This is a genomic window from Rhodococcus sp. ACPA1 (genome assembly GCF_002300195.1).
GTDB lineage: Bacteria > Actinomycetota > Actinomycetes > Mycobacteriales > Mycobacteriaceae > Rhodococcus_F > Rhodococcus_F opacus.
On sequence record NZ_NSDX01000001.1, the window covers coordinates 268,416 to 293,613 of the forward strand.

The 25,198-nt window shown below is 68.8% G+C and carries 18 protein-coding genes; 5 read left to right on the forward strand and 13 right to left on the reverse strand.

The genetic code is table 11. The features are described 5' to 3' along the window. Positions 1-2 precede the first annotated feature (2 nt). The gene (locus CJ177_RS01110) at positions 3-1,388 is read left to right on the forward strand and encodes a sigma 54-interacting transcriptional regulator (protein WP_005238585.1); all 1,386 of its coding nucleotides are present in this window, start codon (positions 3-5) and stop codon (positions 1,386-1,388) included. Beyond that, positions 1,388-3,361, forward strand: coding sequence for a VWA domain-containing protein (locus tag CJ177_RS01115; RefSeq protein ID WP_061042652.1), 1,974 nt, complete (start codon positions 1,388-1,390; stop codon positions 3,359-3,361). Before CJ177_RS01110 ends, CJ177_RS01115 begins: the two co-directional genes overlap by 1 nt. A gap of 50 nt (positions 3,362-3,411) precedes the next feature. On the opposite strand, the gene CJ177_RS01120 is transcribed toward CJ177_RS01115, so the two are convergent. Next, complete coding sequence (locus CJ177_RS01120) at positions 3,412-4,434, reverse strand: agmatine/peptidylarginine deiminase (RefSeq protein WP_061699652.1); 1,023 nt, start codon at positions 4,432-4,434, stop codon at positions 3,412-3,414. Then, positions 4,434-5,408 (reverse strand): nitrilase-related carbon-nitrogen hydrolase, encoded by a 975-nt coding sequence (locus tag CJ177_RS01125; RefSeq protein WP_005238592.1) that lies wholly within the window; start codon positions 5,406-5,408, stop codon positions 4,434-4,436. Before CJ177_RS01125 ends, CJ177_RS01120 begins: the two co-directional genes overlap by 1 nt. Before the next feature lie 162 nt (positions 5,409-5,570). On the opposite strand from CJ177_RS01125, the gene CJ177_RS01130 reads away from it, so the two are divergent. Further along, positions 5,571-6,182, forward strand: coding sequence for a TetR/AcrR family transcriptional regulator (locus CJ177_RS01130; RefSeq protein WP_005238594.1), 612 nt, complete (start codon positions 5,571-5,573; stop codon positions 6,180-6,182). On the opposite strand, the gene CJ177_RS01135 is transcribed toward CJ177_RS01130, so the two are convergent. From CJ177_RS01135 to CJ177_RS01170, 8 genes are all read right to left on the reverse strand, one after another. Continuing rightward, complete coding sequence (locus CJ177_RS01135) at positions 6,142-7,722, reverse strand: APC family permease (protein WP_095867122.1); 1,581 nt, start codon at positions 7,720-7,722, stop codon at positions 6,142-6,144. The two genes, CJ177_RS01130 and CJ177_RS01135, sit on opposite strands and share 41 nt — an antisense overlap. 55 nt (positions 7,723-7,777) lie before the next feature. Then, positions 7,778-8,668 carry a universal stress protein gene (locus CJ177_RS01140; protein ID WP_095867123.1) on the reverse strand — a complete coding sequence of 297 codons (891 nt, stop codon included), beginning with the start codon at positions 8,666-8,668 and terminating at the stop codon, positions 7,778-7,780. A 34-nt stretch (positions 8,669-8,702) separates the two neighbouring features. Further along, positions 8,703-10,157, reverse strand: a complete 1,455-nt coding sequence (locus CJ177_RS01145; protein ID WP_095867124.1) for an NAD-dependent succinate-semialdehyde dehydrogenase — start codon at positions 10,155-10,157, stop codon at positions 8,703-8,705. Beyond that, complete coding sequence (locus CJ177_RS01150; protein ID WP_095867125.1) at positions 10,150-12,111, reverse strand: primary-amine oxidase; 1,962 nt, start codon at positions 12,109-12,111, stop codon at positions 10,150-10,152. Before CJ177_RS01150 ends, CJ177_RS01145 begins: the two co-directional genes overlap by 8 nt. Positions 12,112-12,192: 81 nt before the next feature. After that, positions 12,193-13,533 (reverse strand): 4-aminobutyrate--2-oxoglutarate transaminase, encoded by a 1,341-nt coding sequence (gabT, locus tag CJ177_RS01155; RefSeq protein ID WP_005238605.1) that lies wholly within the window; start codon positions 13,531-13,533, stop codon positions 12,193-12,195. A 51-nt stretch (positions 13,534-13,584) separates the two neighbouring features. Continuing rightward, entirely contained in the window at positions 13,585-15,015 is a 1,431-nt protein-coding gene (locus CJ177_RS01160; protein WP_095867126.1) for a gamma-aminobutyraldehyde dehydrogenase, read from the reverse strand. Positions 15,016-15,200: 185 nt separating this feature from the next. Continuing rightward, positions 15,201-16,874: an amidohydrolase gene (locus CJ177_RS01165; protein WP_095867127.1), complete on the reverse strand. Its 1,674-nt coding sequence runs from the start codon at positions 16,872-16,874 to the stop codon at positions 15,201-15,203. Continuing rightward, on the reverse strand, positions 16,874-18,304 hold the full coding sequence (locus CJ177_RS01170; RefSeq protein WP_061700243.1) for an APC family permease: 1,431 nt from the start codon (positions 18,302-18,304) through the stop codon (positions 16,874-16,876). Before CJ177_RS01170 ends, CJ177_RS01165 begins: the two co-directional genes overlap by 1 nt. Positions 18,305-18,406: 102 nt before the next feature. Between CJ177_RS01170 and CJ177_RS01175 the strand changes: the two genes are divergently transcribed. Then, the gene (locus tag CJ177_RS01175; RefSeq protein ID WP_179443143.1) at positions 18,407-19,030 is read left to right on the forward strand and encodes a TetR/AcrR family transcriptional regulator; all 624 of its coding nucleotides are present in this window, start codon (positions 18,407-18,409) and stop codon (positions 19,028-19,030) included. An 18-nt stretch (positions 19,031-19,048) separates the two neighbouring features. On the opposite strand, the gene CJ177_RS01180 is transcribed toward CJ177_RS01175, so the two are convergent. Together CJ177_RS01180 and CJ177_RS01185 are read right to left on the reverse strand one after the other, a co-directional pair. After that, positions 19,049-20,698 (reverse strand): amidohydrolase, encoded by a 1,650-nt coding sequence (locus tag CJ177_RS01180; RefSeq protein ID WP_095867129.1) that lies wholly within the window; start codon positions 20,696-20,698, stop codon positions 19,049-19,051. A 17-nt stretch (positions 20,699-20,715) separates the two neighbouring features. Further along, the gene (locus CJ177_RS01185) at positions 20,716-21,954 is read right to left on the reverse strand and encodes an MFS transporter (protein ID WP_095867130.1); all 1,239 of its coding nucleotides are present in this window, start codon (positions 21,952-21,954) and stop codon (positions 20,716-20,718) included. Positions 21,955-22,242: 288 nt separating this feature from the next. Between CJ177_RS01185 and CJ177_RS01190 the strand changes: the two genes are divergently transcribed. Further along, complete coding sequence (locus tag CJ177_RS01190; protein ID WP_095867131.1) at positions 22,243-23,769, forward strand: PucR family transcriptional regulator; 1,527 nt, start codon at positions 22,243-22,245, stop codon at positions 23,767-23,769. A 24-nt stretch (positions 23,770-23,793) separates the two neighbouring features. Here the strand turns inward: CJ177_RS01190 and CJ177_RS01195 are convergent, their stop codons facing one another. After that, positions 23,794-25,155, reverse strand: coding sequence for an NAD(P)/FAD-dependent oxidoreductase (locus CJ177_RS01195; RefSeq protein ID WP_095867132.1), 1,362 nt, complete (start codon positions 25,153-25,155; stop codon positions 23,794-23,796). Between the last annotated feature and the right edge of the window lie 43 nt (positions 25,156-25,198).

Sequence of the window (25,198 nt, forward strand, 5' to 3'; positions counted from 1 at the left end):
TGGTGACGTCATCGGAACACAGACCTTCCACCGTCGGCGAGCTCCGCGAGTCGGGCCACATTCAACGCACCGTCAAGGAAGAGATCCGCGAGAATCTGCTCGCGGCCCTACGCGACGGTCGTGATCCGTGGCCCGGCATCGTCGGTTTCGAGGAGACGGTGGAACCACAGCTCGAACGGGCTCTCATCGCGGGTCACGACGTGGTGTTGCTCGGCGAACGTGGTCAGGGCAAGACCCGCCTCCTCCGCACCCTCAATCTGCTCCTCGACGAATGGACCCCGGTGATCGCCGGTTCCGAACTCGGGGAGCATCCCTATGAGCCCATCACCCCGGCGTCCATCCGCCGGGCACAGGAACTGGGCGACAGCCTCCCCGTCGCATGGCGGCACCGCAGCGAGCGGTATTCGGAGAAACTCGCGACCCCCGACACGTCGGTGGCGGACCTCGTCGGCGACGTGGATCCGGTCAAGGTCGCGGAGGGCCGGAGTCTCGGCGACCCGGAAACCATTCACTTCGGGCTCGTCCCCCGTGCGCACCGGGGCATCGTCGCCATCAACGAACTGCCCGACCTCGCCGAACGCATCCAGGTGTCGCTGCTCAACGTCATGGAGGAACGCGACATCCAGGTCCGCGGATACACTCTCCGGCTCCCGCTGGACGTCCTGATGGTGGCCAGCGCAAACCCGGAGGACTACACGAACCGCGGTCGCATCATCACCCCGCTGAAGGACCGGTTCGGCGCCGAGATCCGGACGCACTACCCGACCCGGCTCGACGACGAAGTCGCGGTCATCCTCCAGGAAGCGCACCTCACCGCGGAGGTGCCCGAGTACCTCCTCGAGATCCTGGCCCGGTTCACCCGTCTGCTCCGCGAGTCGACGTCGGTCGATCAGCGGTCGGGTGTGTCCGCCCGCTTCGCGGTGGCAGGTGCCGAAACCGTCAGTGCCGCTGCGGTGCATCGCGGCGCAGTGCTCGGTGAAGCCGACCCGGTCGCGCGGCCGGTGGACCTCGAGACCGTCGTCGACGTCCTGCGGGGCAAGGTGGAATTCGAATCCGGTGAGGAAGGGCGCGAAATCGAGGTCCTCGAGCACCTGCTCCGGCGGGCGACGGCCGACACCGTCCGCACCCGGCTCGGCGGCATCGACCTGGCGGAACTCGTGGACGCGGTCGAACAGGGCGACCCGGTGGTGACCGGTGAACGGATCACGGCGAAGGCACTACTGAACGAGCTGCCCGAACTCGAGGTCCTCGACGAGCTGGCCGAGCGTCTGGGCGCGGAGTCCGACGGCGAGCGGGCCGCGGCCGCCGAGTTCGCCCTCGAAGGCCTGTACCTGGCGCGGCGCATCTCGAAGAACCCGGACATCAACGGGCAGACGGTGTATTCGTAATGTCCCGCAAGGCGGAGCGCGGACCGCACAACGCGCGGTACGGGCCGTACGAGGGCGGTGATCCGCTGGCGCCGCCGGTGGACCTGCGTGAGGCCCTGGCCGCGATCGGCGACGACGTGTTCGCCGGAACGTCGCCGCGGCAGGCGCTGCGCGAGATGCTCCGGCGCGGCAACCGGGACATGCGCGGCCTGGACGAACTTGCGGCCGAGGCCAATCGGCGTCGCCGTGAACTGCTGAAGCGGAACAACCTGAACGGCACACTCGAAGAGGTCCGGGAACTCCTCGACCGCGCGGTGCTCGAGGAACGCAAGACGCTGGCCCGCGCGCTCGACGACGACGCCCGCTTCTCGGAGATGCGCCTCGAGGAACTGTCGTCGTCCACCGCGCAGGCCGTGCAGGAACTCGCCGACTACGACTGGCGCAGTTCGGAAGCACGCGAGGACTACGAGAAGATCCGGGACCTCCTGGGCCGCGAAATGCTGGACCAGCGGTTCGCCGGCATGAAACAGGCCCTCGAGGGTGCCACGGAAGAAGACCGCGAACGCATCCGGGAGATGCTCGCCGACCTCAACGACCTGCTCGACAAGCATTCGCGCGGCGAGGACACGCAGGAACAGTTCGACGAGTTCATGGACAAGCACGGCGAGTACTTCCCCGAGAACCCGCAAAACGTCGAGGAACTGCTCGATTCGCTGGCCCAGCGGGCGGCGGCGGCGCAGCGCCTGCGGAACTCGCTGTCGCAGGAGCAGCGCGACGAACTGGATGCGCTGGCGCAGCAGGCGTTCGGCGATCCGTCGCTGATCGGACAGCTGGACCGCCTCGACCAGCATCTGCAGGCCGCGCGCCCCGGCGAGGACTGGCAGGGCTCGCAGCGGTTCCGCGGCGACGACGGCATGGGCCTGGGCGAGGGCACCGGGGCGTTGCAGGACATCGCGGAACTCGAGTCGCTCGCCGAGCAACTGTCGCAGCAGTACGCGGGCGCACAACTCGACGACATCGACGCGGAGACTCTGGCCCGGCAACTGGGCGACGAGGCGGCGGCCGATGCGCAGACCCTCGCCGAACTCGAGAAGGCCCTGCGAGACCAGGGCTTCTTCGACCGCGGGGCGGACGGCCAGTGGCGCCTGTCGCCCAAGGCGATGCGCCAACTCGGTCAGACGGCTCTGCGGGACGTGGCGCAGCAGCTGTCTTCGCGTGGCGGGCAACGGGAGACGCGCCGTGCCGGGTCGATGGGGGAGCCGACGGGCGCGTCCCGCGAGTGGGCGTTCGGTGACACCGAGCCGTGGGACGTCACACGCACGATCACCAACGCCGTGCTGCGGGCGGCATCCGATCCGGTCGAGCGCGGTCGCGTCCCGGTCCGGTTGTCGGTGGCGGACGTGGAGGTGATGGAGACCGAGCAGCGGTCGCAGGCGGCGGTCGCGTTGCTGGTCGACACGTCGTTCTCGATGGTGATGGAGGGCCGGTGGGTGCCGATGAAACGCACCGCTCTCGCCCTGAACCACTTGGTGAGCACCCGCTTCCGCAGCGACGAACTGCAGCTCATCTCGTTCGGCAGGCACGCGCAGGTGCTGACGCCGTCGGAGCTGGCCGGCCTGGACGGCGCGTGGGACCAGGGCACCAATCTGCACCACGCGCTGCTGCTGGCGGCCCGGCATCTGCGCCGGCACCCCAACGCCCAGCCGGTGGTCCTGATCGTCACCGACGGTGAGCCGACGGCCCACCTCGAGCCGGACGGCTTCGCGTACTTCGACTACCCGCCGAGCGCCCGGACCCTCGGTCTGACGGTCCGGGAACTCGACACCCTCGCCCGCCTCGGCGCTCACGTCACGTTCTTCCGGCTCGGTGAGGATCCCGGTCTCGCGCGGGTGGTGGACCGGATGGCCGAGCGGGTCGGCGGACGCGTCGTGGCGCCCGGGCTGGACGGTCTCGGTGCCGCCGTCGTCAGCGACTACATGCGTCGCCGCCGCTAGCCCGTGAGTACTTGTTAACCGCCCGCGGTTGACAAGTACTCACGGGCGCGTCAGCGCACAGCGGGCTGGTGCTGGGTGATGCAGTGAATTCCGCCGCCGCGCGCGAAGAGCGGGCGGGCGTCGACCGACACGACCGTGCGTCCGGGGTAGGCGGCCGACAGGATCGCGACCGCTTCCTCGTCCGCGGGATCGTCGAAGCTGCACGCGATGACGCCGCCGTTGACGACGAAATGGTTGATGTAGCTGTAGTCGACGAAACCCTCCTCGTCGCGCAGGACCGTCGGCGCGGGGACGGTGATGATCTCCCACGACTCACCGCGGGCGTCCGTGGTCTGCTTCAGCACGTCGATGACGGCCTTGCTGACCTCGAAGTCGGGGTGTTCGGGGTTGCGCTGATCGTGCACCAGGACCACGCCCGGCGACGGGATGGCGGCGACGATGTCGACGTGCCCGCGCGTGCCGTACGTGTCCTGGTCCCGGGTCAGTCCGCGCGGCAGCCAGATGACCTTCGTGGCACCGATCGTCCGGGCGAGCTCGGCCTCGATGTCGGCTTTCGACAGTTCCGGGTTGCGGCCGGGGTCGAGTTGCACGGTCTCGGTCACCAGCACGGTGCCGAGGCCGTCGACCTGGATGCCGCCGCCCTCGTTGACGATCGGCGAGTCGACGAGTTCCGCCCCCGACCGCTCGACCACCAGTGCGCCGATCTTCGAGTCCTTGTCCCACTGGGCCCAGTCCTGGCCGCCCCAGCCGTTGAAGATCCAGTCGACACCGCCGAGGCGTCCGTCCTCGGACAGCACGAACGTGGGGCCGATGTCGCGCATCCAGGCGTCGTTCAGCGGCGCCGCGACGATGTCGATGTCCGCGGAGAGGTACTCCTCGGCCGCCGACACCTGACCGGGGTCGACGACGACGGTGACGGGCTCGAACCGGGCCACCGCGTGCGCCACCTCGGCCCACGTGGTGCGGGCCTCGTGATGTTCCTCGGGGGTGTCGCCCAGGGAGTAGCCCTCACTGGGGTAGGCCATCCAGGTGCGTTCGTGCAGTTCGCCTTCCGCGGGCATGCGCCAGGTCATCAGGCCCTCCCGAACGGGGAGGCGTGATCGACCGGCTCGGTGAGGACGCCGTACGTGTCGGGGCGCCTGGTGGCCAGGAACGGGAACAGGGCCAGCCAGTCCTCGCGCTGCTGGAGGTCGAGGTCGGCGACCAGGACCGCGGATTCGTCGCGCGGGGCCTGCGCGAGGATCCGGCCGTAGGGGTCGGAGATGAACGACGAGCCGTAGAACGTGATGAGGCCTTCGCTGCCGTGGCGGTTGGGCACTACCATGAAAGTGCCGTTCGCGATGCCGTTGCCGACGATCACCTGCTGCCACAGCGGCTGGGTGTCGAACTGCGGGTGGTCGGGCTCCGAGCCGATCGCGGTGGGGTACACCAGGATTTCGGCGCCGCCGAGCGAGTAGGCGCGGGCGACCTCGGGGAACCATTCGTCCCAGCACGTCGGCAGTCCGAGCTTCACACCGTCCAGCGCCTCGTGCACCGGGTACGGGTTCTCGGCCGGACCGCCCCGGAAGTAGGTGTCCTCGTAGTAGCCGGCGGTGACGGGGATGTGCAGCTTGCGGGTGCGCGCGAGCAGTTCGCCGGAGGGGGCGACGAGGATGGCCGTGTTGAAACCGAGTCCGTCCTCGTACTGCACGCCGTCCTCGGAGTCGTTCCGCTCGTACAGCGAGGCGTGGACGAGGACGCCGTGTTCGGCGGCGGCCTTGGCGGCGAACGTGAACGTGGGGCCGGTGAGGAGGTCCTCGGCGGTACGTCCCGGGTTGTCGCCACCCGGCGTCGACGCGGGGTAGCGGCTCAGTGTGAGTTCGGGGAGGAACACCACGCGCGCCCCGAGTTTCGCTGCCGCGGCGATGCCCTCGTCGAGTTCGGCCCGCAGATCTTGATCGTTCTCGTGCCAGCGGTGCTGGACGAGGCCGACACGGAGCGGGGTGCGTCCCGTCTCGCGCGTCCTCGACAGGGACTCGGGAGGGGTGAGGGCGGTAATCGTCAACATTGTGTTTCCTCGGATGTTCGGTTCGGCGAGCGCCTAAAACGAATTGGATTCGTTAAGTATGGTGGGTGAATGCTCGGCGATCAAGGGGTGGGGCGTGACGAATTCGATTCCTTCGGTATCCGCCCTGGTCGCCGGTGACACACACCGACCAGGAGGGCACCCATGCCACGGCCATCACAGCGACTGCTGTCGCCGGAGATCATCACCGAAGCTGCCATGCGCATGGTGGACCTCACCGGTGATTTCACGATGCCGGGTCTCGCCGAACGGCTGAAGGTGCGGCCCTCCTCGCTGTACAACCACGTGTCCGGGAGGGCGGAGATCATCGAACTGATGCGTGCCCGCATGATGGCGGGCATCGTGGTGGCGGACCCCGACGGCAAGTGGAGCGAGACGGTGGCCGGCCTGGCGCGCGAGTATCGGCGCAACTACGCCGAGCATCCTCGGCTGATTCCTCTGTTCACCGCGCACACAGTGCAGTCCGGTGTGGCGTTCGGGCTGTACAACGCGCTGGCGCAGGCATTCTCGGACGGTGGCTTCACGCCCGAGGAGATTCTGCACGCCATCACGACGGTCGACAGCTTCGTGCTGGGGTCGGCGCTGGACCTCGCCGCACCCGAAGTGGTCTGGGCGACCGCCCCGGAGGCGAACGAGGCCATGCTGGCCGCCCTCGCCACGTCCGGGCCGAACCCCGGACGGGCGGATGCAGCATTCGAGTTCGGGCTGCGGACGCTTATCGCGGGCTTGGTGGCGCAGGCTCCGATCGAGCCGTGAGATCACCCTCGTCCCGCAACGCCGACGTGTCGCGGTTGAGGGTCTCGCCGCGGAAGAAGGCGGGGCTGCTGAACCGCATGATCATCATCAGCACGGCGCCGAGCAGGAGGATGCCGAAGCCGAGGAAGAAGACGAGGCCGATTCCGCCGATGGACGCACCGCTCGCGTTCTCCGGGTCCATGCTCTCGTCGATCGAGATGACGAACACGGCGAACAGCATCAGCCCGCCGAGCAGCGGGAACGCGAACCGGAAGACGGCGTTGCGCACGCTCGTGAACAACCGGCCCCGGAAGTACCAGACACAGGCGAACGCGGTGATGCCGTAGTACCAGCAGATCATGATGCCCAGCGCGGCGATCGTGTCGAGCAGCGTGCGCTCGGACAGAAATGTGACGACGGTGTAGAAGACCGCGGTCACCACACCGGCGACGACGGTCGCGTAGGACGGCACCAGGAACCGCGGCGACACATCGGCGAGCTTCTTGGGGAACGCGCCGTAGGCGCCCATGGCCAGCATCGTGCGCGCGGCGGGCAGGAACGTGGTCTGCAGGCTCGCGACCGAGGAGACGAACACCGCGAGGAACAGCAGCATGCCGCCCCAGTTGCCGAGAACCGGATCGGCGAGGGCGCCGAAGACGTTCTCGGAGTTGTCCGGGTTGCCGAGGCCGAGACCGTCCTCGCCGACGCCCGCATACATCATCGCCGCGACCGACACGAGCAGGTAGGTCAGCAGGATCGTCGCGACGCACAGCAGTCCGGCGCGGCCGGGGGTCTTCTTCGGGTTCTTCGACTCCTCGCCCAGTGTCAGGCAGGTGTCCCAGCCCCAGAACGCGAAAATCGAACCCGTCAGGCCGATCACGAACGCACCGAGGGCCAGTCCCGTGAACGGGTTGAACCAGCTCAGGTCGAACGAGAGCCCGGCGGGGGCGGACCCGTTGCCGACGTGAACCAGTGCCACCACCGCGAAGGCGATGAGCAGCACCATCTGGAAGCCGACGAGCGCGACCTGCAGGCGCTCGCTGGTGGTGATGCCGCGGCTGGCGATCCAGGTGGCCAGGGCGATGAACACGAGCGTCGTCCCGACGTTCACGAATTTGTTGCCGGGGAGGTCGGCGATGCTCGGGGCGTCGAACAGTTTCGCGATGAACAGATAGAAGAACTGGACCGCGATCGCCGCGAGGTTCGAGAGCACGATGATCGTGGCGATCACCATGCCCCAGCCGCACATCCAGCCGACGTACGGACCGAACGCCTTGGTCGACCACGTGAACGACGCACCGCAGTCGGGTGATTCGGAGTTGAGCTCACGGTAGGCGTACGCCGTGAGGAACATGGGAATGAAGCCGGCGATGAAGATGGCGGGCATCTTCAATCCGACGGCCGCGACGATCAGTCCGATGCTGGCCGTCAGCGTGTAACCCGGTGCCACGGAGGAGATTCCGAGGATCGCCCCGGAGAAGGTCCCGACCGCACCGGTGGCCAGCCCCTTGGCGCTCACGGCGCCGTCGGCCGACGCCGGCGCGCCTTCGCTGTTCGTCATGTCTGAACCTCCGGTCGGGAACGAGCGTGGATCCGGGGCGGGTGTCGCGGACGGTTTACTCACTGTTTTCGAACTCCTGCTTGGGGACGACCACCATGGGCACCGGCAGGACGCGGAGCATCTTGGCCGCGGTGGATCCCAGGAACAGTCGATGAGGTTGGGCGAGCCGGCTGGAGCCGACCATCACGAGGTCGCCGTCCTGCCAGTCGAGTGTGCGGACCGCCGATTCCACGGAGGATCCGTCGGCGATCGTGACGGACACGGGAAAGTCTTCGGGAAGAGCGGATTTCGCCGCTTCGAGGGTGCTTTGCGCGTGGGCGACGGCCCGGTCGCGGATGTCGTCGGGGGTGTCCCGGTGATCGCGGAGGTCGTTCTGCGGGTCGAGTGCGACGAGGGAGACGAGGCGGAGCGGGGTCTGCATCCGCTCGCACGTCCGCACCGCCGTCCGCAGCAGCACGTCGGCCCCGGTCCGGGTCCCGAGCGCGCAGGTGACCTCGCGGATCTTCTTCGCGGAGGAGTGCCGCGCCCCGCGGGGCGCGAGGGCCAGCGGAACGTGCGCCGAGTGCAGCAGTTCCGTCGACACGGAGCCGACGGAGTGCCGCCCCAGCAGGCCGTCCCCGGCGGCGCCGACGACGATCGCCTGCGCCCCCAGCCGGGACACCTCGTCGATGAGACCCTGCGCGAACGATTCGTGGAAGCTCAGGTGGACGTCCACGTCGATGTCGCTCGGCACCGACGACTTCGCCTCGTCCAGCCAGCGCTGGGCACGAGAGGCGAGGATGTCGTCGTAGCCGGTCTCTGCCGGAACTCTCGCCGGGACCGTCCGGTCCGGCGGGAGCACCATGCAGATGTCGAGCTGTGCGCCGAGACTGCGGGCGAGCTGCACCCCGAGGGCAAGACCGTCCTCCCCGCTGGGGGTGGCGAGATATCCAACGACCAAACGCATGGTGACGGTTCCGATCTGTCTCGGGGCGGGTGGTTTACGCGAAGCCGACGTACTTGGTCTCGAGGTACTCCTCGATGCCTTCGGTGCCGCCTTCGCTGCCGAGGCCGGACTGCTTGACTCCACCGAACGGCGCGGCGACGTCGGAGATGACGCCGCGGTTGACGCCGACCATGCCGCTCTCGAGCTTGTCGGCGACGCGGAATGCACGGTCGACGTTCTGCGTGTAGATGTACGCGGCGAGACCGTATTCGGTGTCGTTGGCGGCGGCGACACCCTCGGCCTCGGTGTCGAAACCGGTGATCGCGGCGACGGGTCCGAAGATCTCCTCGCGGACGATGCGCGCATTTGCGGGCACCTCGTCGAGGACGGTGGGCTGGAAGAAGTAGCCGGGACCGTCGACGGACTTGCCGCCGGTGCGGACCCGGGCGCCCGCAGCGACGGCGTCGTCGACGAGGGACGCCACGTTGCGGCGCTGCTTCTCGTTGACGAGGGGGCCGACGTTGGTGCCGTCTTCGCTGCCCGGTCCGACGGTGAGTGCGGCGATCCGGTCGGTGAGCTTGGTGGTGAATTCCTCGCGCACCGAGTTCGCGACGATCAGGCGGTTGGCCGCGGTGCAGGCCTCGCCGCCGTTGCGCATCTTCGCGGCCATCGCGCCCTCGACTGCGGCGTCGATGTCGGCGTCGTCGAAGACGACGAACGGTGCGTTGCCACCGAGTTCCATCGAGGTGCGCAGAACCTGCTGGGCGGACTGCTCGATGAGGATCTTGCCGACCCGGGTGGATCCGGTGAACGTCACCTTCCGCAGGCGCGGGTCCGCGAGCAGCGGTTCGGTGACGGCGGCGGCGTTCGACGCGGGCAGCACCGACAGGACACCGGCGGGCAGGCCTGCCTCGCCGAAGATCTCGGCGAGCAGCAGCATGGTGAGCGGGGTGTCCTCGGCGGGCTTGACGATGATCGTGCAGCCGGCGGCGAGCGCGGGACCGATCTTGCGGGTGCCCATCGCGAGCGGGAAGTTCCACGGGGTGACGGCCAGGGTGGGTCCGACGGGGACCTTGGTGACCATGATCCGGCCGCTGCCCGACGGTGACGTGGTGTAGCGGCCCTGGATGCGGACGGCTTCCTCGCTGAACCATCGCAGGAACTCGGCGCCGTAGTTCACCTCGCCGCGGCTCTCCGGCAGGGCCTTGCCCATCTCCATCGTCATCAGCAGTGCGAGGTCGTCGGTGCGCTCGATGACCTTCTCCCACGCGGACCGCAGGATGATCGACCGCTGCCGCGGGGCCGTGGCCGCCCATTCCTCCTGGACGGCGGCGGCGGAGTCGAGTGCGCGCATCGCGTCCTTGCCACCGGCGTCGGCGACGTCGGCGATGAGGGTTCCCGTGGCGGGGTCGTAGACCGGGAAGGTGCCGCCGTCGATCGGGTCGGTCTGGGCGCCGTCGATCCACAGACCGGTGGGCAGGGTGGCGCGGAGCCGTTCGAAATCAGTCATCGGAGTCCTCGTGGTGGGAATGGTGGTGATCGCACGCCTCCGGGGTGGGGGCGACGTCGAGGGCAGGGTTGCGGTCGAAGAATCCGACCGGTTTCAGCCAGAACGACACGGTGTCGGCAGGCATGATCGGCCAGTCCTCCGGCCGGGGAATGTGGTGGATCCCGAACGTGTACCAGAGCACCACGTCGGTGTTCTCGATCGGCCGGTCGGCCGCGGTCCACTCGGGAAGTCCGTGATCGTCCTTGCTCTGGTTCACGAATTCCCCGGCAGGCCAGCGTTCGTCGGGGGAGTTGGGGGTCACCCAGACGGTGTGCCCGATCGCACCGGTGCGCTGGAAGATCGGCGACGCCGGGTCGAACATCGACGGGATCGCGCCGCCGGGAACGAGCTTGTAGGCGGGGGCGGTGCCGAGTCCGGTGGTCGTGTTGTCGTTGACGACCTTCCACGCCCGCTGGCTCTGCCAGTCGAAGTCCTGTCGGCCCTCGAGTTCGGTGCGCAGCGGGGTGTTCTTCTGGCGCAGCGCGAGACCCAGAGGGTTGTCCGGGCCCATCGGCACCACCTCGGTCTCGGTCGCGTACACCGTGTTCTCGGTGCCGTCCACGTCGAGATCGAGGCGGGCCACCAGGAAGTGCTGGTGGAACGGCGCGTACGTGCGGTTGTCGACGAGCGTCCCGCTGGGGTGCTCCCCGCCTTCCGGGAAGTGGCTGACCACCATGATCCCGGTGGCGCGGACCTCGCATTCGATGTTGCCGTCCTGGTAGAACCGCCAGTAGACGAGATATTCGTAGTTCGCGACCGTCACGTGTGTCGACACCGTCAGCCGCCGCATGCGGCGCACCTCGGCGCCCGCATCGTGGTCGACGTGCTTCCAGAGGACGGCGTTGTCCTCCTCGTGGATACAGATCGCGTTCTCGATCGTGAACGGCACACCGTGGCTGTCGTGGAGTACGGCGTCGAGATACCGGATCTCGCCCAGGCAGTCGCAGCCCAGGGTGAGTGACGTGGTCATGAACCCGATGCCCCACTCGCCGATGTCGAAGGCGGTGCGGCGGTAGTGATCGGTGCTGGTGTCGCGGTACGGCACCGCCATTTCCGCGAACGACATCCGGTTCGCGATCGAGCGCACCCGGCCGTTGTCGTTGTAGGTCACCGCGTGCAGGGTCATGCCCTCGCGGTAGTTGAACCCCACCCGCAGCGACCAGTTCTGCCACTCGAGCTTGTTGCCCTCGAGCGTGAACGACGGTCCCTCCGGCTGGACGATGTCCAACGGCTTCAACGGCGGCCGGGTGCTCGCGTCGCGGATCCGTTCCGGGATGTGCCGGGGCACGTATTCGCCCATGACCTCGGGACGTTCGACGCTGAACGTGTCCTCGATCTCGAGCAGTTCCATCTTGTTGACGTCGATCACGCAGTGGAAACCGTTGACCGGGCCCGCATACGGGTTGGCGCCCTCGGCCGCCCGGACCCAGGTGTCCGACCAGCCGAGCCGGCGCCCCTTGTACTTCTCCGGGGTCACCGCGTCGCCGTACGTCCACACGTCCATGAACACCAGGCTCATGTCCGTGACCCCGCGCTTCGCGAGCGCCGCGATCACGTCCGGGTGCCCGCGGAGGAAGGCGTCCGCCTCTTCCCACTCGTCCACCGTGAAATTCGCCTGGACGTCCGGGATGTGCTCCCAGGAGACCACGTTGTCTCCCGTGAGCGAGACGAGCGCCTTGTAGGTGTCTCCGCTGTTGCGGTCGAAGCACACGACGATGGCCCGTCGGTCCGGGACGGTGCCCGACGCGTCGAACGCCGACACCTCGGCCTTGCCCGGCTCGGCCAGTTCGATCGACGCGAACCGCCAGCCGTCCCCGACCCCGTGTTCCCGGGCGAGGACGGCCGCGGCCTGCGCGAATTCGTCCGCCCCCAACGGGTCCAGAGGATGGAACGTGCCGGTGGTCGTCCGGGTCATGGTGTCTCCTCTGGTCGTGGGGTGGGCACTTCGTGCTCGTGCGCCTTTTCGGTTGCGGTGACTACCGAAAAGGCGCACGGGTCAGACGAGCGAGCGCACGATCTGCTCGATGACGGTCAGGGCGTCGTCGAGCAGGTCGTCGCTGATCACCAGCGGCGGAAGCAGTCGGATGACGTTTCCGTAGGTACCGCACGTCAGCAGAATGACACCTTGTTCGAGCGCATGTGCGGCAATCGCCTTCGTCAGTTCGGCGTCCGGCTCGTCGGTGCCGGGCTTGACGAACTCCATCGCGAGCATCGCGCCACGCCCGCGCACGTCACCGATGACGCCGACGTCGGCGGCCAGGGCCTTCAGCCGCGGCAGGGCCAGGTCGCCGATGTGCTGTGCGCGAGCGGGCAGGTCGAACTTCCGCATGCTGTCGATCGCGGCGAGTGCGGCGGCACACGCGACGGGGTTGCCGCCGTACGTGCCACCCAGACCGCCGGGGTGCACTTTGTCGAGGAGTTCGGCGCGGCCCGTGATCGCGGACAGCGGCATGCCGCCCGCCATGCCCTTGGCCATCGTGATGATGTCCGGGACGATCTCCTCGTGCTCGCACGCGAACCAGGCGCCGGTGCGGGAGAACCCGGTCTGCACTTCGTCGGCGATGAACACGACGCCGTTGGCGCGGGCCCAGTTCACCAGGGTGGGGAGGAATCCCTCGGCGGGAACGATGAATCCGCCCTCGCCCTGGATCGGCTCGATGATGATCGCCGCGAGTGAATCGGCGCCGATCTGCTTCTCCATCTGGCTGATGGCGCGCTGGGCGGCCTGCTCGCCGGTCAGTCCGTCCTGGTCCCGGTAGGGGTAGGACATGGGGAGCCGGTACACCTCGGGTGCGAACGGACCGAAGTGGGCCTTGTAGGGCATCGACTTGGCGGTGAGGGCCATCGTCAGGTTCGTCCGACCGTGGTAGGCGTGGTCGAACGCGACGACGGCGTCGCGGCCGGTGGCGAGGCGAGCAACCTTGATCGCGTTCTCCACCGCCTCCGCGCCCGAGTTGAACAGGACGGTGCGCTTCTCGTGGTCGCCGGGGGTGAGGGCGGCGAGTTCCTCCGCCACGCGGACGTAGCCCTCGTACGGGGTGACCATGAAACAGGTGTGGGTGAAGTGCCCGACCTGCTCCCGAACCGCCTCGGCGACGGCCGGATCGGACGCGCCCACGCTGGTGACCGCGATGCCCGAGCCGAGGTCGATCAGGGAGTTGCCGTCGACGTCGACGACCACACCACCGTCGGCATCCGCCGCGTACACGGGGACGCTGGAGCCGACGCCCGCGGCCACGGTGGCGCGGCGGCGTGCGGTGAGGGCCGCCGACTTCGGGCCGGGGAGCTCGGTGACCAGGGCGCGCTTCTGCGGCAGCCGGTACTGGATGTCGTTCATGATGGTGCAGTCCTCAGGGTCGTGACGTGGATGGGTATGGGGTGGGCGACGTCAGTCGTGGGAACTCATGACGTGCTTGATGCGGGTGTAGTCCTCGACGCCGTAGCCGGAGAGGTCCTTGCCGTAGCCGGAGTACTTGAATCCGCCGTGCGGCATCTCGGCGACGAGCGGGATGTGGCAGTTGATCCACACGGCGCCGAAATCGAGTGCGGCCGAGAGGCGTTGCGTGACGCCGTGATCGTTGGTCCACACACTCGACGCCAGACCGTACCGGACGTCGTTGGCGAGGGTGACGGCCTCCTTCTCGTCGGAGAAGCTCTGCACGGTGAGGATGGGCCCGAACGTCTCCTCCTGCACGATGTCGTCGCGCTGGTCGACGCCGGTGATCACGGTGGGTTCGAAGAAGAATCCCTGCTCTCCCGAACGCTTTCCGCCGGTGACGATCTTGGCCGAGGTGGAGAGCGAGGCGATCTTGGAACTGACCGCGTTGAAGTGGTTGACGTTGTTGAGCGGGCCGTAGAACGTGTCCGGGTCGTCCGGCAGGCCGGGCTTGAGCGTCTCGGCCTTGCGGACGAGGGCGTCGACGAGCTGGTCGTGGATGGACTCGTGGACGAGGACGCGGGTGGCGGCGGTGCAGTCCTGGCCGCCGTTGAAGAAGGCGGCCTCGGCGATGCCGCTCGCGGTCTTCTCGATGTCGACGTCACCGAAGACGATGGCGGGGGCCTTGCCACCCAGTTCGAGGTGGGCGCGCTTGAGCTGGCGGGCGGCGGAGACGGCGACGGCGATACCGGCGCGCACGGATCCGGTGATCGACACCAGTCCGAGGGCCGGGTTCTCCACGAGGGTGGCGCCGGTCTCGCCGTTGCCGAGGACGACGTTGAAGACGCCGTCCGGCAGGATCCCCTTGGTCAGCCGGGCCAGGACGAGTGTGCTGTTCGGGGTGGTGTCGCTGGGCTTGAGCACGATCGTGTTGCCTGCCGCGAGCGCGGGGCCGATCTTCCACAGCGCCATCATGAACGGGTAGTTCCACGGGGTGACCTGACCGACGACACCGATCGGCTCGCGGCGCACGTAGGACGTGAAGCCGTCCATGTACTCGCCGGCGGCCTTGCCTTCGAGCATCCGGGCCGCGCCCGCGAAGAAGCGGAGCTGGTCGGCGCCCACCTTGATCTCTTCGTCGGCGATGACCTGCTTGGGCTGCCCGGTGTTGCGGCACTCCGCCTCGACGAGTTCGTCGCTGTGTGCCTCGATCGCGTCGGCGAGCTTCAGCAACGCGGTCTGCCGCACGCTCGGGGTGGTCTTGCCCCACGAGACGAAGGCCCGCTCGGCCGCCTCGACGGCGGCGTCCACGTCGGCCTTGGTGGAGACGGGCGCACGCCCGACGACGCTCTCGTCCACGGGGTTGATCAAGTCCAGCGTCTCCGTCGCGGATGAGGCGACGAACTCACCGTTGATGTAGTTCTCGAGTACGTCGATCGACATTCGTACCGGTTCCTCTCGTGGGGTCGAAACTCGTGGTTCGGAACGGACCGTCGGTCGAACAGTCCGACCGGGGTCCGGAGTTGCAGAGCATCTGAAAACAAGTGTGCGCTGCCTCACAAGCCAGGGGCAGCTGACAAAATGGTGAAAGACGCGCCCCCCGCCGCGCCGAGTTGTCCAATCCGGCGTCACCCGTGCGAGCAGGTGTGGCCGGCCGCGCCGGAGCCGGCGAACGGCACGTCCGCAACGGCGCTCGCGGAGGCGGCGTCGTGCACGATCGCGCCGCCGACGAGGGTGAGGTCGGCCCGCTGGTCCAGCAGTTGCCCGGGCTCGAGCGTGTAGAGGTCCGCGGACCAGACGACCAGGTCGGCGCGGGCACCCGGACGGATCACTCCGAGCTCGTCCTCGGCGTGCCACGCCCACGCGCCACCCCGGGTGTATGCCCGCAACGCCGAATCCAGGTCCATCCGTTCGCGCGGAGTCCAGCCGGTCCGGCCGTCCAGGCCCGAGCGGGTGAGGGCGGAGTACAGGCCGACGAGCGGATCCATCTCCCCGACCTGCCAGTCGCTCGAGAACGCCAGCGCCGCCCCCGACTCGGCGAGCGAACGGAATCGCCACGCCCGGTCCCACCGGTCCTCGCCGACGTTCTCCATCCACGTTCCGGCGACGAGGTCGGGAGAGCAGTGCCGCGGCTGCATCGCCGCGACCACGCCGAGCTCCCGGAAGCGGGGAAGGTCCTCGGGATGGAGGCATTCGACGTGGACGATGCCGTGCCGCCGGTCGACCGTGCCGTTCGCGCGGCCGGCGTGCTCGATCGAGTCGAGCGCCAGCCGGATACCCCAGTCGCCGGTGGCGTGGGTGTGCGTCTGGAAGCCGAGACGGTCGAGTTCGGTGAGCATCGCGGTGAACTCCTGCGGCGGCAGGCTGGGCGCGCCGCGGTGCCCCGGCCGGTTCGCGTAGTCGGACAGCATGGCCGCGGTGTGCGGTTCGATCACGTCGTCGGCGTACAGCTTGACCGGCCCGAGCCGGAGCATGTCGTCGACGGGTGCGCCGTCGACGGCCTCCCGCAGGTCGCGGCGGAACGCGGCGTCGGCACCGACGGGGTGGAACAGGGCGGTGATCACCCGCGAGTTCATACGCCCCTCGGCGCGCGCCCGGTACATCAGATCGAGTTCGGCCAGCGGGACCTGCGGTTCGACGACGGTCGTGATACCGCTCGCGGTCGCCATTTCCAGACTGGACGTGATGCGCCGATAGCGGCGGTCGGGGGAGTACATCGGGATGTCGCGTTGCAGACCGGCCAGACCGGCCCGCGTCATCGCGCTGGTGTAGAAGTCCGTGACCCAGCCGGTGGGGACGCCGTAGTCGTCGAATTCCGGCCGTCCCCAGGGGATCTGGGTGCCGCGGTCGATTCCGAGGACACGCAGTGCGGCGTCGTTCAGCCACACCGAATGCTGGTCGTAGGTGGTGATGAAGACCGGACGGTCCGTGAGGCCGCGCAGGTCGGCGGCGTTCGGGCGGCGCCCGGTCACCACGGAGTAGACGGCGTTCTCGGCGCAGATCCAGTCGAGGTCGGGGCGGGCGGCCGCGTGTGCGCCGATCCGTCGCCGGACCTCGGTGAGGTCGTGTGCGCCTTCGAGGCTCACGGCGTCGGGATCGAATCCGAGGAGAAGGTGGTTGTGGCTGTCGATGATCCCGGGGGTGAGCAGTCGCCCTCGCAGGTCGATGGTGCGCCGGGCGGTGGGGGCGTCCTCGGTGGTCCCGACGTACCGGATCCGGCCGTCCGCGATGCCGACGGCCTCGGCCCGGCCGGTGGTGTCGAACGTGCGCACGACGCCGTTGGTCAGAAGCAGGTCGAGCATCAGCAGTTCTCCTCGGGGGCGGCGTTCAGCAACAGCAGGTGGGTGTTCTTGCGCGGTCGCAGGTACAGGGCGAAGTAGACGAAGCCGGCGGTGACGAGTCCGAGGGAGATGCCGAGGCTGAGCCACTGCTCCGGGTCGAGCAGCGTGACGACGAAGACGAGGCCGAGCGCGGCGATGCAGATTCCCGGGGCCAGCGGCCACAACGGCATGCGGTAGCCGGTTCGGGTGGTGCCGCCGCGGCGGTGGTTGATCGCGGCCAGCGCGATGAACAGGTACGTGAACGTCAGGGTCGACCCGGTGGCGGTGAGCAGGACGTCCAGCGGGACGAAGCACGCGGCGAACGCGATGGCGCCCATCACGACGGTGGCGAGGACGGGGACGCGGCCCTTGGCGCTGACGGTCTGCAGCGGCGCGGCGACGGTCTCGGGGAGGGCGCGATCGCGGGCTGCGGCGTAGAGAAGCCGGCCCGCCTGCAGCGTGATCGCGATGATCGCGTTGATCACGGCGAGGGCGATCGAGAGCAGGACCACCATGGCGACGGCGTGACCGGCGCGTTCGGTGAGGAATGCCTCGACGGGAAGGCTGGAACCGAAGAGTTCGGTCTGCGAGCGGGCGCCCACCATGATCGCGATGAGCGGGACGAGTTCGGTGGCGACGGTGATGACGGCGCTCCAGATCACTGCCTTCGCGATCGAGCGGGCCGCGTTCTTGGTCTCCTCGGCGAAGTAGACGGCGCCGCCGTACCCGTTGTACGCGAAAATTCCCTGGGTGACGGCCAGCATCAGTCCGGAGATCGCCAGTGGTGCGAGGTTGCCGGTGCTCGGATCGAGAACCTCCGGGCTGAGGAGGCTGGTCAGTGGCCGTTCCATGTGGACGAAACCGAGGACGGTGAGCAGAGCCAGCGCCGCCATCTCGACGCCCAGGAAAACCCCGGTGAGCCACGCGTTGGTGCGGATGTCGAAACATGCGGTCACGGTGGTGATCCCGACCACGACGAGCGCGGTCTGCTGCGGCGACAGGCCGTGGATCGCGACGCCCAGGTAGTCGGCGACCCCGAGGGCGAAGACGGCGATGATCAGCGGCAGGGAGATGAGACTGATGAAGAACGTGGCGACGCCGAAGGCCGGTCCGAGTGCCCGCGACACGAGCGAGTAGTCGCCGCCGGCAACGGGATACGCGGACGCGAGTTCGGCGTAGCAGAAGGCGATGAGGATGCTCACGACGCCGGCGACGAGGAACGCCCAGAACACGCCGGTGCCGAACAGGGCGAGCGCCGAACCGCCGAGGATGAAGACGCTCGACGCCGGCGAGATCGACGACAGGGTGATCAGGATGTTTCCGCCGACGCCGATGCTCCGGGAGAGCGAGGCCTCGTAGGTGCCGGGTGCGGCGGGGGGAGTGGCGGTGGGTGGCCGGGCGGTCTGGTCCATGAGCTGTCCGTTCGGGGAGGGGGAGGGGCGAAATAGTTTTTTGACAGGTCCGTCAAACAACTGGGCCGAGTGTCACAGATCACGTCGGCTAGTGTCAACGGCATGGCGCGACCGAACACTCAGAAGCAGCGGCGTTCCGAGCTCATCGAGGCGACACTCCAGGCGGGATCCGCGCACGGGCTCAGGTCGCTGTCCCTGACCGATGTCGCGAAGCGCGCGGGCCTGACGCGCGGCGCGCTGCTCTACTATTTCGACGATCTGGATTCGCTTCTCGTCGAGGCCCACCGGGCGGGCACCGAGCGCTATTGCGATCTGCGCGACGAGGCGGTGGCCGCGCAGTCGTCGTACCCCGCCAAGCTGCGGACGGCCATCGACGCCGGACTGCCGAGCGGTCCCGACGACACCCTGATGCGGTTGCTCTACGAATTCGATTTCATGACAGGCACTTCGGCGCTGCACGACGAACTTGTGCAGAAGATGTATCTGCGGCAGCTCGCGACGTACCGCGCCATCCTCGGCGACGGGCACGCGGCGGGGGAGTTCGCCGTGCGCGGCGACATCGACCAGGCGGCAATGAATCTGGTGGCCCTCGAAGACGCCTACGGGCTGCACATCGTCGGGGGAAACAGTCTCATCACCGTCGGTGCCGCGCGCGCGGCGATGCTGGGGTTCTGTGAACAGATCGGCTGCGGCGTCACGGAAGACGCCGCAGCCGAACGGGACTGACCGGGCCGGCTGCGTCGGCTACGCCGGGTGGCTGCCTGCCACCTCCGCCTCGTGGCGCACCGAGCCCGCCACCACGGTCAGCTGCACCCGCGCGGTGAGAAGGGAATCGGCGCCGGCGGTGAACGGATCACCGTCGAGGACCACGAAGTCGGCGGCCTTGCCCGTGACGAGTTGACCGGTGAGGTCGTCCCAGCGGCACGAGTAGGCGGCGTCGCGGGTGGCGTGCGCGAGCGCGTCCGCCATCGGCAGTGCGTACTCGGGCAGGTTGGGTGCGAGCCCCGGATCGATCGCGGACTTGCGCGTCGTCGCGATGTACATGTTGGGCAGCGGGGGATGCGGCGCCGTGGGGGCGTCGGACCCCAGCGCGAGGACGGCGCCCGCGGCGGTCATCTCGGGCCACGGGAACGCCCGCTCGACCCGATGATCGCCCAGCATCGCCCGCCAGTTGTCCTGAATCGCCGGATCGGCGTGGACCGGCTGCATCGACGCGACGACGCCGAGGCGCGCAAGCCGCTGCACGTTGTCTTTCGTGATCGTCTCCAGGTGCTCCATCCGGTGCCGACGCGGGCGAATCCCGTTGGCGGCGATCGCCTGTTCGAGCGCGGCGAGCGCGATCTCCGACGCCTCGTCGCCGATCGCGTGCAGCGCCACCTGCAGGCCGGCGGCATCCGCCGCGACGACCACCGGTGCCAGCGAGACGAGATCCCAGATCGGTTCGGCGTTCGTGCCGTCCGAGTACGGCTCCTTCATCGCCGCGGTGCAGCTGTCGATGACGCCGTCGATGATGATCTTGATCCCGGCCATCCGCAGCCACGGACCCTGCAGTCGCCTGTGGTGTTCCACCGCCTCGTGCACCTGGCGGACGTTCTCCTCGTCCGAGTCGGTTCGTTCGATCAGCCAGTGCCCGGCCACCCGGAGCGGCAGCGTGTCCCCGCCGGTGGCCAGCGCGCGTTCGAGCGCCTCGAGCTCGTCCGCGCCGAGCGCCATGTCGACCGCCCCGGTGACGCCGTCCGCGAGATACTGCTCGAACGCTTCCGCGAGGGCGACGTCCCGCTCGGTGTCGCTGACCAGCTTCGCGAGGGCGGGCCACACGATCTGGGTCACCGCCGTCTCGTAGAGCATGCCGGTGGCCTCGCCGGTGACGGGATCGCGCTCGATCCGGCCGCCGATCGGGTCGGGAGTGTCCGCGTCGATGCCGAGTTCGCGGAGCGCGGGCGTGTTCACCCACGCCGAGTGCACATCGTTGGAATCGAGGTACACGGGGCGGTCGGCCTCGGCCGCGTCGATCATCTGCCGCGTCGGCGGGTGCCCGTCGAGTGCCGAATACAGCCAGCTGCGTCCCAGGAGCCGGGGTGCGTCCGGGTTCTCGGCGGCGAATCGGCGGATGCGGTCCTGGATGTCGTTCAGATCGGCGGCGCTCTGCAGGTCCACCTTCTGGAGGGCCTGACCCATCATCAGCAGGTGGGTGTGGGCGTCGATGAAGCCGGGCAGGACGAAGGCCCCGCCGAGTTCGACGACGCGGGCGCCGCCGGACAGCGTGTCGGCGGTCGCGGTGTCGCCGACGTACGTGAGGCGATCGCCCTCGACGATCATCGACTCGGCCCAGGCGGGTTCGGCGGCGGTGAAGATCCGGCCGCCGCGGTAGTGGGTCGCCGTGTCGGTGTTCATGGTGTTCTCTCTTTCCGTCAGACGACGACCGAGGTGGTGTACCGGGCAGTGGGATCCTGTCCGGGTGACGCGGAGGCGCGCTCGGTGCGCGTCGACAGGCGGGCGATCGACACGATCGGCACGAGCAGGACGAGACTGATGCCCGCCAGGACGCAGCCGAACGCGACGTAGCCGACTGCGCCGGTCACGAGGGTGCCGAAGAGCGGGGCGAATGCGGACCCCACCAGATACGTCCCGAGGAGCGGGGCGGACCAGCGGCCGGACGAGTCCAGCGCGGCCGCGATGGCCACCACGTAGATGAAGGCCGCGGCGTACACCGTGTTCCAGGCGATGATGAGCACCAGATACGTCGTCGAATCGGTGGCCAGGCAGGAGCCGAGTTTGAGGGCGGCGCCGAGCACGAGGAGGACGGCGGTGGGGACGGTGCGTCCGAGGCGTGACCCGAGCGCCGTCAGGACGAGGGCGGCGCCGATGCCGCCCGCGGTGGAGAGGCTGAGGGCCAGACCCATCTGCTGTTCCGTCAGGGCGGCGTGTTCGGCGCCCATGATGCCGGACACCGCCCACAGCGAGTCCTCGCCGATCGCCCAGATCGCGAAGAGCACGAGCAGGGTGAAGCCGGCGACAGCCAGTTTCTTCTCGGTGACGCCCTCGGGCAACGGGGTCGCCGTGTGCGCGGTGCTCGCCGAGTCGTCCTCGACGGCAGGGGCGGACGGCAACCAGATGATCGTGAACACCGTCGCCAGCGCCAGCACCGCGACGATCCCGAACGCATTGGTCATGTGCAGGCCGAGGATCGGGATCAGTGCCAGTATCCCGGTAACCGCGGTGCGGTTGACGAGCCCGTTGATCCCGGACACCCGGTTCGGATTGTTCAGCGCGGCCAGGGCCGCCCCGCCGACCGCGACCGCGCCACCGGCACCGATCCCGCCGACGATGATCGCGACGCACGCGATCGGGGCCGAGTGGACGGTGGCGGCGACGGCGAATCCCGCAGCCATCACGAGGAGGCTGACGCGGCCGAGCAGGTGGCGCGAGCGCCCCGCCGCCCACCGGGTGGTCGCGAGGCAGACGAGCGCGGTGGCCAGCAGGGAGCCGGTGAGGACGGCGCCGGCGACGGTCTGGGTGATGCCGAGATCGTCCACCATCGCGATGATCATGAGCGGGATCAGATTGGCCGTGATGTAGCCGACGACGAAGACGCTGAACGTGGCGATACCGCGGCCGAGTGTCAGTGGGACGCGGACGGCGGCGGTCACGTGGGAATCCTGGGGTGGGTCAACGACAACTCCGTGTCTCGGGTGGCGGCCCGCGTGAGACGTGGGTCACTTAGCGAATGGGATTCGTTAAGTATGCGGAGGGCGCGCCCCGTACGCAAGGGGTCAAACGAACTCAATTCGTTAATGTTGAGTTTCGGCGTCGCCCGAGGGTCGACGTCTGACACAATGGAGTAGTCGTCCGTGCTTCGCTGGCCAACTTGTCCAGCGCTATCCCGATCCCGACCGGTCAGGGTGGCACGGACCCGACCGCAATGCGCAGGAGCCGACATGACCGTTCCCGTTCGCTGGATGCTGTCCCAGCCGGACCTGGCTCTCGAGCTGAAGGGTGGCGCCGCCGGTCTCGGGAACGAGATCACGTTCGCCCACACCACCGAACTGCAAGACCCCTTCCGGTGGCTCTCCGGCGGCGAATTGCTCCTCACCACCGGCATCCGGCTTCCGCTGACCGCCGCCGACCGGGCCCGATACCTGCGCGGCCTCGGTGAAGCCGGGGTGGCGGCGGTGGGGTTCGGCACTGGTCTCTCCCATCCGGAGGTCCCCGAGGACCTCGTGGCCGTCGCCGACGAGATCGGGCTGCCACTGCTCGAGGTGCCGTTGCCGACACCCTTCGCGGCCGTGGTCAAGCGGGTCATGAACCGACTCGCGGAGCAGGAGTACGAGGCGGTGCTGCGCGCGTCCCGGGCCCAACCGCGGATGACCCGGGCCGTCATCCAGGGCGGCACCGGCGCCACCGTGCGCGAGCTGGCCGTCGCCACGTCGGCCACCGTCCTGCTCCTCGACCTGTCCGGCCGGGTGCTGGAATCCCATCCGGCGCAGCCCGCGGAGGATGTGATCGGGGAACTACGGGACGTGCTGGAAGCGGGTACCGGCGGGGCGTCGAGCAGCGTGTCGCTGGCACGGTCGGGCGCGTCGATCACCGTGCAGCAGATCAGCGTCGGCAGCACACCGCACGGACACCTCGCCGTGATCAGCCCCACCGCGCTCAGCCACGTCGACCAGATCCTGCTCGGTCACGCGAACTCGTTGCTCGCCTTGGATTTCGAGAAGCCGGTCCGACTTCGGACCGCACAGAACCGGCTCAACTCGCACGCCCTCGGCCTGCTGCTCACCGAGGACCGCGACCTCGCGCCCGCCTGGTCGCAGATCCGGCACGCCGCGGACGCGGACGGGATGGTCCGCGGACTCACGGTCGTGGCCGAGACACCGGCACTCGCGGAACGGGTGGAGTCGGCGGTCGCGGTCGCCATGAACAAGGCCGGGCGGCAGCTCTTCTCGCGCCGTCACGACACGCGGGTCACGGTTCTGCTGCGGGGAACCGACGACGTGGACTTCGCGCGGGCGATGCTGCGCGGGCTGTCCGGGCCGGCGCGGAAGGCGATCCGTGCGGGGCTGAGCGGGAAGCGGGAGGTCGCCGGTCTGGTGGCGGCCATCGAACAGTCCCACCTCGCCGCGTCGGCCGCCGAGGCGGGGGCCGAGCCGTTGGAGTTCGCGGCGCTGACCGGTAGCGCGCTGCTCGCCTTCAGCTCGACGCGGGAGGTGCTGAACTCCCTGGCGGACACGATGATCGCGCCGATCGACGATTACGACCGCACCAACGGCACGGAACTGCTGGGATCGCTGCGGGCGTTCCTCGAGGCGAACGGGCACTGGGAGTCGGCGGCCGCGGCGATGGGCGTGCACCGGCACACCCTGCGCAGCCGCATGGCGCGGATCGAGTCGTTGATCGACTGCAGGCTGGACGTGGCGCGGGTGCGCGCCGAACTGCTGCTCGCGATCATCGCCCGGCAGTCGTGACTGCCGGGCGATGATCGGACGGGATTACTTTCCGAGGCGGGCGACGATGTCCGCGGCGGTGCGCTGACCCATCCGCACGGCGCCGTCCACGTGCTGGTAGCCCTCGGCGGCGATGTCCGAGCAGGAGAAGTGGAACGGTCCGACCGGCGTCCGCGTGTCCTTGCCGTACCGGTGCAGACCGCCGAGGTCGAAGCTCGCGGCGTACGCACCCCGGGTCCATTCCTCGGAGCCCCAGTCGGACTCGTAGTAGACGACCGGCTCGGCGGCCTTCGGTCCGAGGTAGCGGGCAAGCGAACCGAGGATGGTGGCCCGACGCTCCTCTTCGCTCAATTCGAACATCGCGTCGGCCTTCTCGTCCGACACGAACGCGACGAGGGTTCCCCGGGTGTCCCCGTGGTTGGTGTTGTCGTACACCTCCTGGACGACCTCGGAGGCGCCGAATCCGGTGCCGGCGAGTCCGTCCTCACGCCAGAACGGGGTCTCGTACACGGCGTGCACCTTGATGACGAGTCCCAGCGACTGGTGCTGGTGCATCTGGTGCTGGCGCCGCGGCAGCGGCGGGTCGTAGGAGATGCGGGAGTACAGGTTCGGCGGGACGGCGAGCACGACGCGGGCCGCTTCCACGCGAATGTCCCCGTCCGCCAGCACGACTGCGCCGTCCTCGCTCCACTGGACGGTGCGCACCGGCGCGTTCAGGAAGACGTCGTCGCCGAGGGCGGCCGCCATCCGGATCGACACCTGCTGCATGCCGCCGATGACGCGCTTGTCGAGGATGAAGTCCTCGTCCACCAGGTGCGAGAACGATCCGGCGGACGCGGCCATGAGCACCGCCTGCAGTGCGGAGAACGAGTGTGCGGGCTTGGTCAGCATGCCACCTGCGATGAACAGGCCGATGTTGTCGCGGGCCTCGGCGTCGTCGGACTGCTCGATCAGCCAGTGCTTGAACGAGATCGTGTCCAGTTCGCGGGCCAGCGGGTGCGCCCAGGGCTCCTCGGCCCCGACCTGCGCGGCGAGGTCGTCGAGGATCTGGATCAGCCGGTCCATCTCCTTACGGGTCGTCTCGTCGACGGGGAAGGATTCGCCGGTGTAGCGGGTGCGTTCGCCGGCGGCGGAGATGTAGACGGACTCACCCTCGCGGTACCGGTCGAACGTCTCGAGTCCGAGTTCGTCGAGCAGGGAGATGAGCGTCGTCTGGTCGGGGGAGACCCACTGGCCGCCGATCTCCAGCATCGCGCCGTCGATGGTGTCGGTCCAGGTCCGACCTCCCACGCGGTCGCGCGCCTCCAGGACCGCGACGGACAGCCCCGCCTTGCGCAGCGCGGTGGCCGCGGCCAGGCCGGACGGGCCGGCGCCGACGATGGCGACATCACGTTGGAGAGTAGGCACTTTCGAGCTCCTTTGGTTGAAGTGCTTGAGGTGGATGAATGGT

Excerpts from the sequence above, each read along its gene's own strand:
- CJ177_RS01115 (WP_061042652.1), top strand. The coding sequence starts at position 1,388 with ATGTCCCGCAAGGCGGAGCGCGGACCGCACAACGCGCGGTACGGGCCG.
- CJ177_RS01120 (WP_061699652.1), bottom strand. The coding sequence starts at position 4,434 with ATGACCTGGCGCATGCCCGCGGAAGGCGAACTGCACGAACGCACCTGG.
- CJ177_RS01125 (WP_005238592.1), bottom strand. The coding sequence starts at position 5,408 with ATGTTGACGATTACCGCCCTCACCCCTCCCGAGTCCCTGTCGAGGACG.
- CJ177_RS01130 (WP_005238594.1), top strand. The coding sequence starts at position 5,571 with ATGCCACGGCCATCACAGCGACTGCTGTCGCCGGAGATCATCACCGAA.
- CJ177_RS01135 (WP_095867122.1), bottom strand. The coding sequence starts at position 7,722 with ATGACGAACAGCGAAGGCGCGCCGGCGTCGGCCGACGGCGCCGTGAGC.
- CJ177_RS01140 (WP_095867123.1), bottom strand. The coding sequence starts at position 8,668 with ATGCGTTTGGTCGTTGGATATCTCGCCACCCCCAGCGGGGAGGACGGT.
- CJ177_RS01145 (WP_095867124.1), bottom strand. The coding sequence starts at position 10,157 with ATGACTGATTTCGAACGGCTCCGCGCCACCCTGCCCACCGGTCTGTGG.
- CJ177_RS01150 (WP_095867125.1), bottom strand. The coding sequence starts at position 12,111 with ATGACCCGGACGACCACCGGCACGTTCCATCCTCTGGACCCGTTGGGG.
- gabT (WP_005238605.1), bottom strand. The coding sequence starts at position 13,533 with ATGAACGACATCCAGTACCGGCTGCCGCAGAAGCGCGCCCTGGTCACC.
- CJ177_RS01160 (WP_095867126.1), bottom strand. The coding sequence starts at position 15,015 with ATGTCGATCGACGTACTCGAGAACTACATCAACGGTGAGTTCGTCGCC.
- CJ177_RS01165 (WP_095867127.1), bottom strand. The coding sequence starts at position 16,874 with ATGCTCGACCTGCTTCTGACCAACGGCGTCGTGCGCACGTTCGACACC.
- CJ177_RS01170 (WP_061700243.1), bottom strand. The coding sequence starts at position 18,304 with ATGGACCAGACCGCCCGGCCACCCACCGCCACTCCCCCCGCCGCACCC.
- CJ177_RS01175 (WP_179443143.1), top strand. The coding sequence starts at position 18,407 with ATGGCGCGACCGAACACTCAGAAGCAGCGGCGTTCCGAGCTCATCGAG.
- CJ177_RS01180 (WP_095867129.1), bottom strand. The coding sequence starts at position 20,698 with ATGAACACCGACACGGCGACCCACTACCGCGGCGGCCGGATCTTCACC.
- CJ177_RS01190 (WP_095867131.1), top strand. The coding sequence starts at position 22,243 with ATGACCGTTCCCGTTCGCTGGATGCTGTCCCAGCCGGACCTGGCTCTC.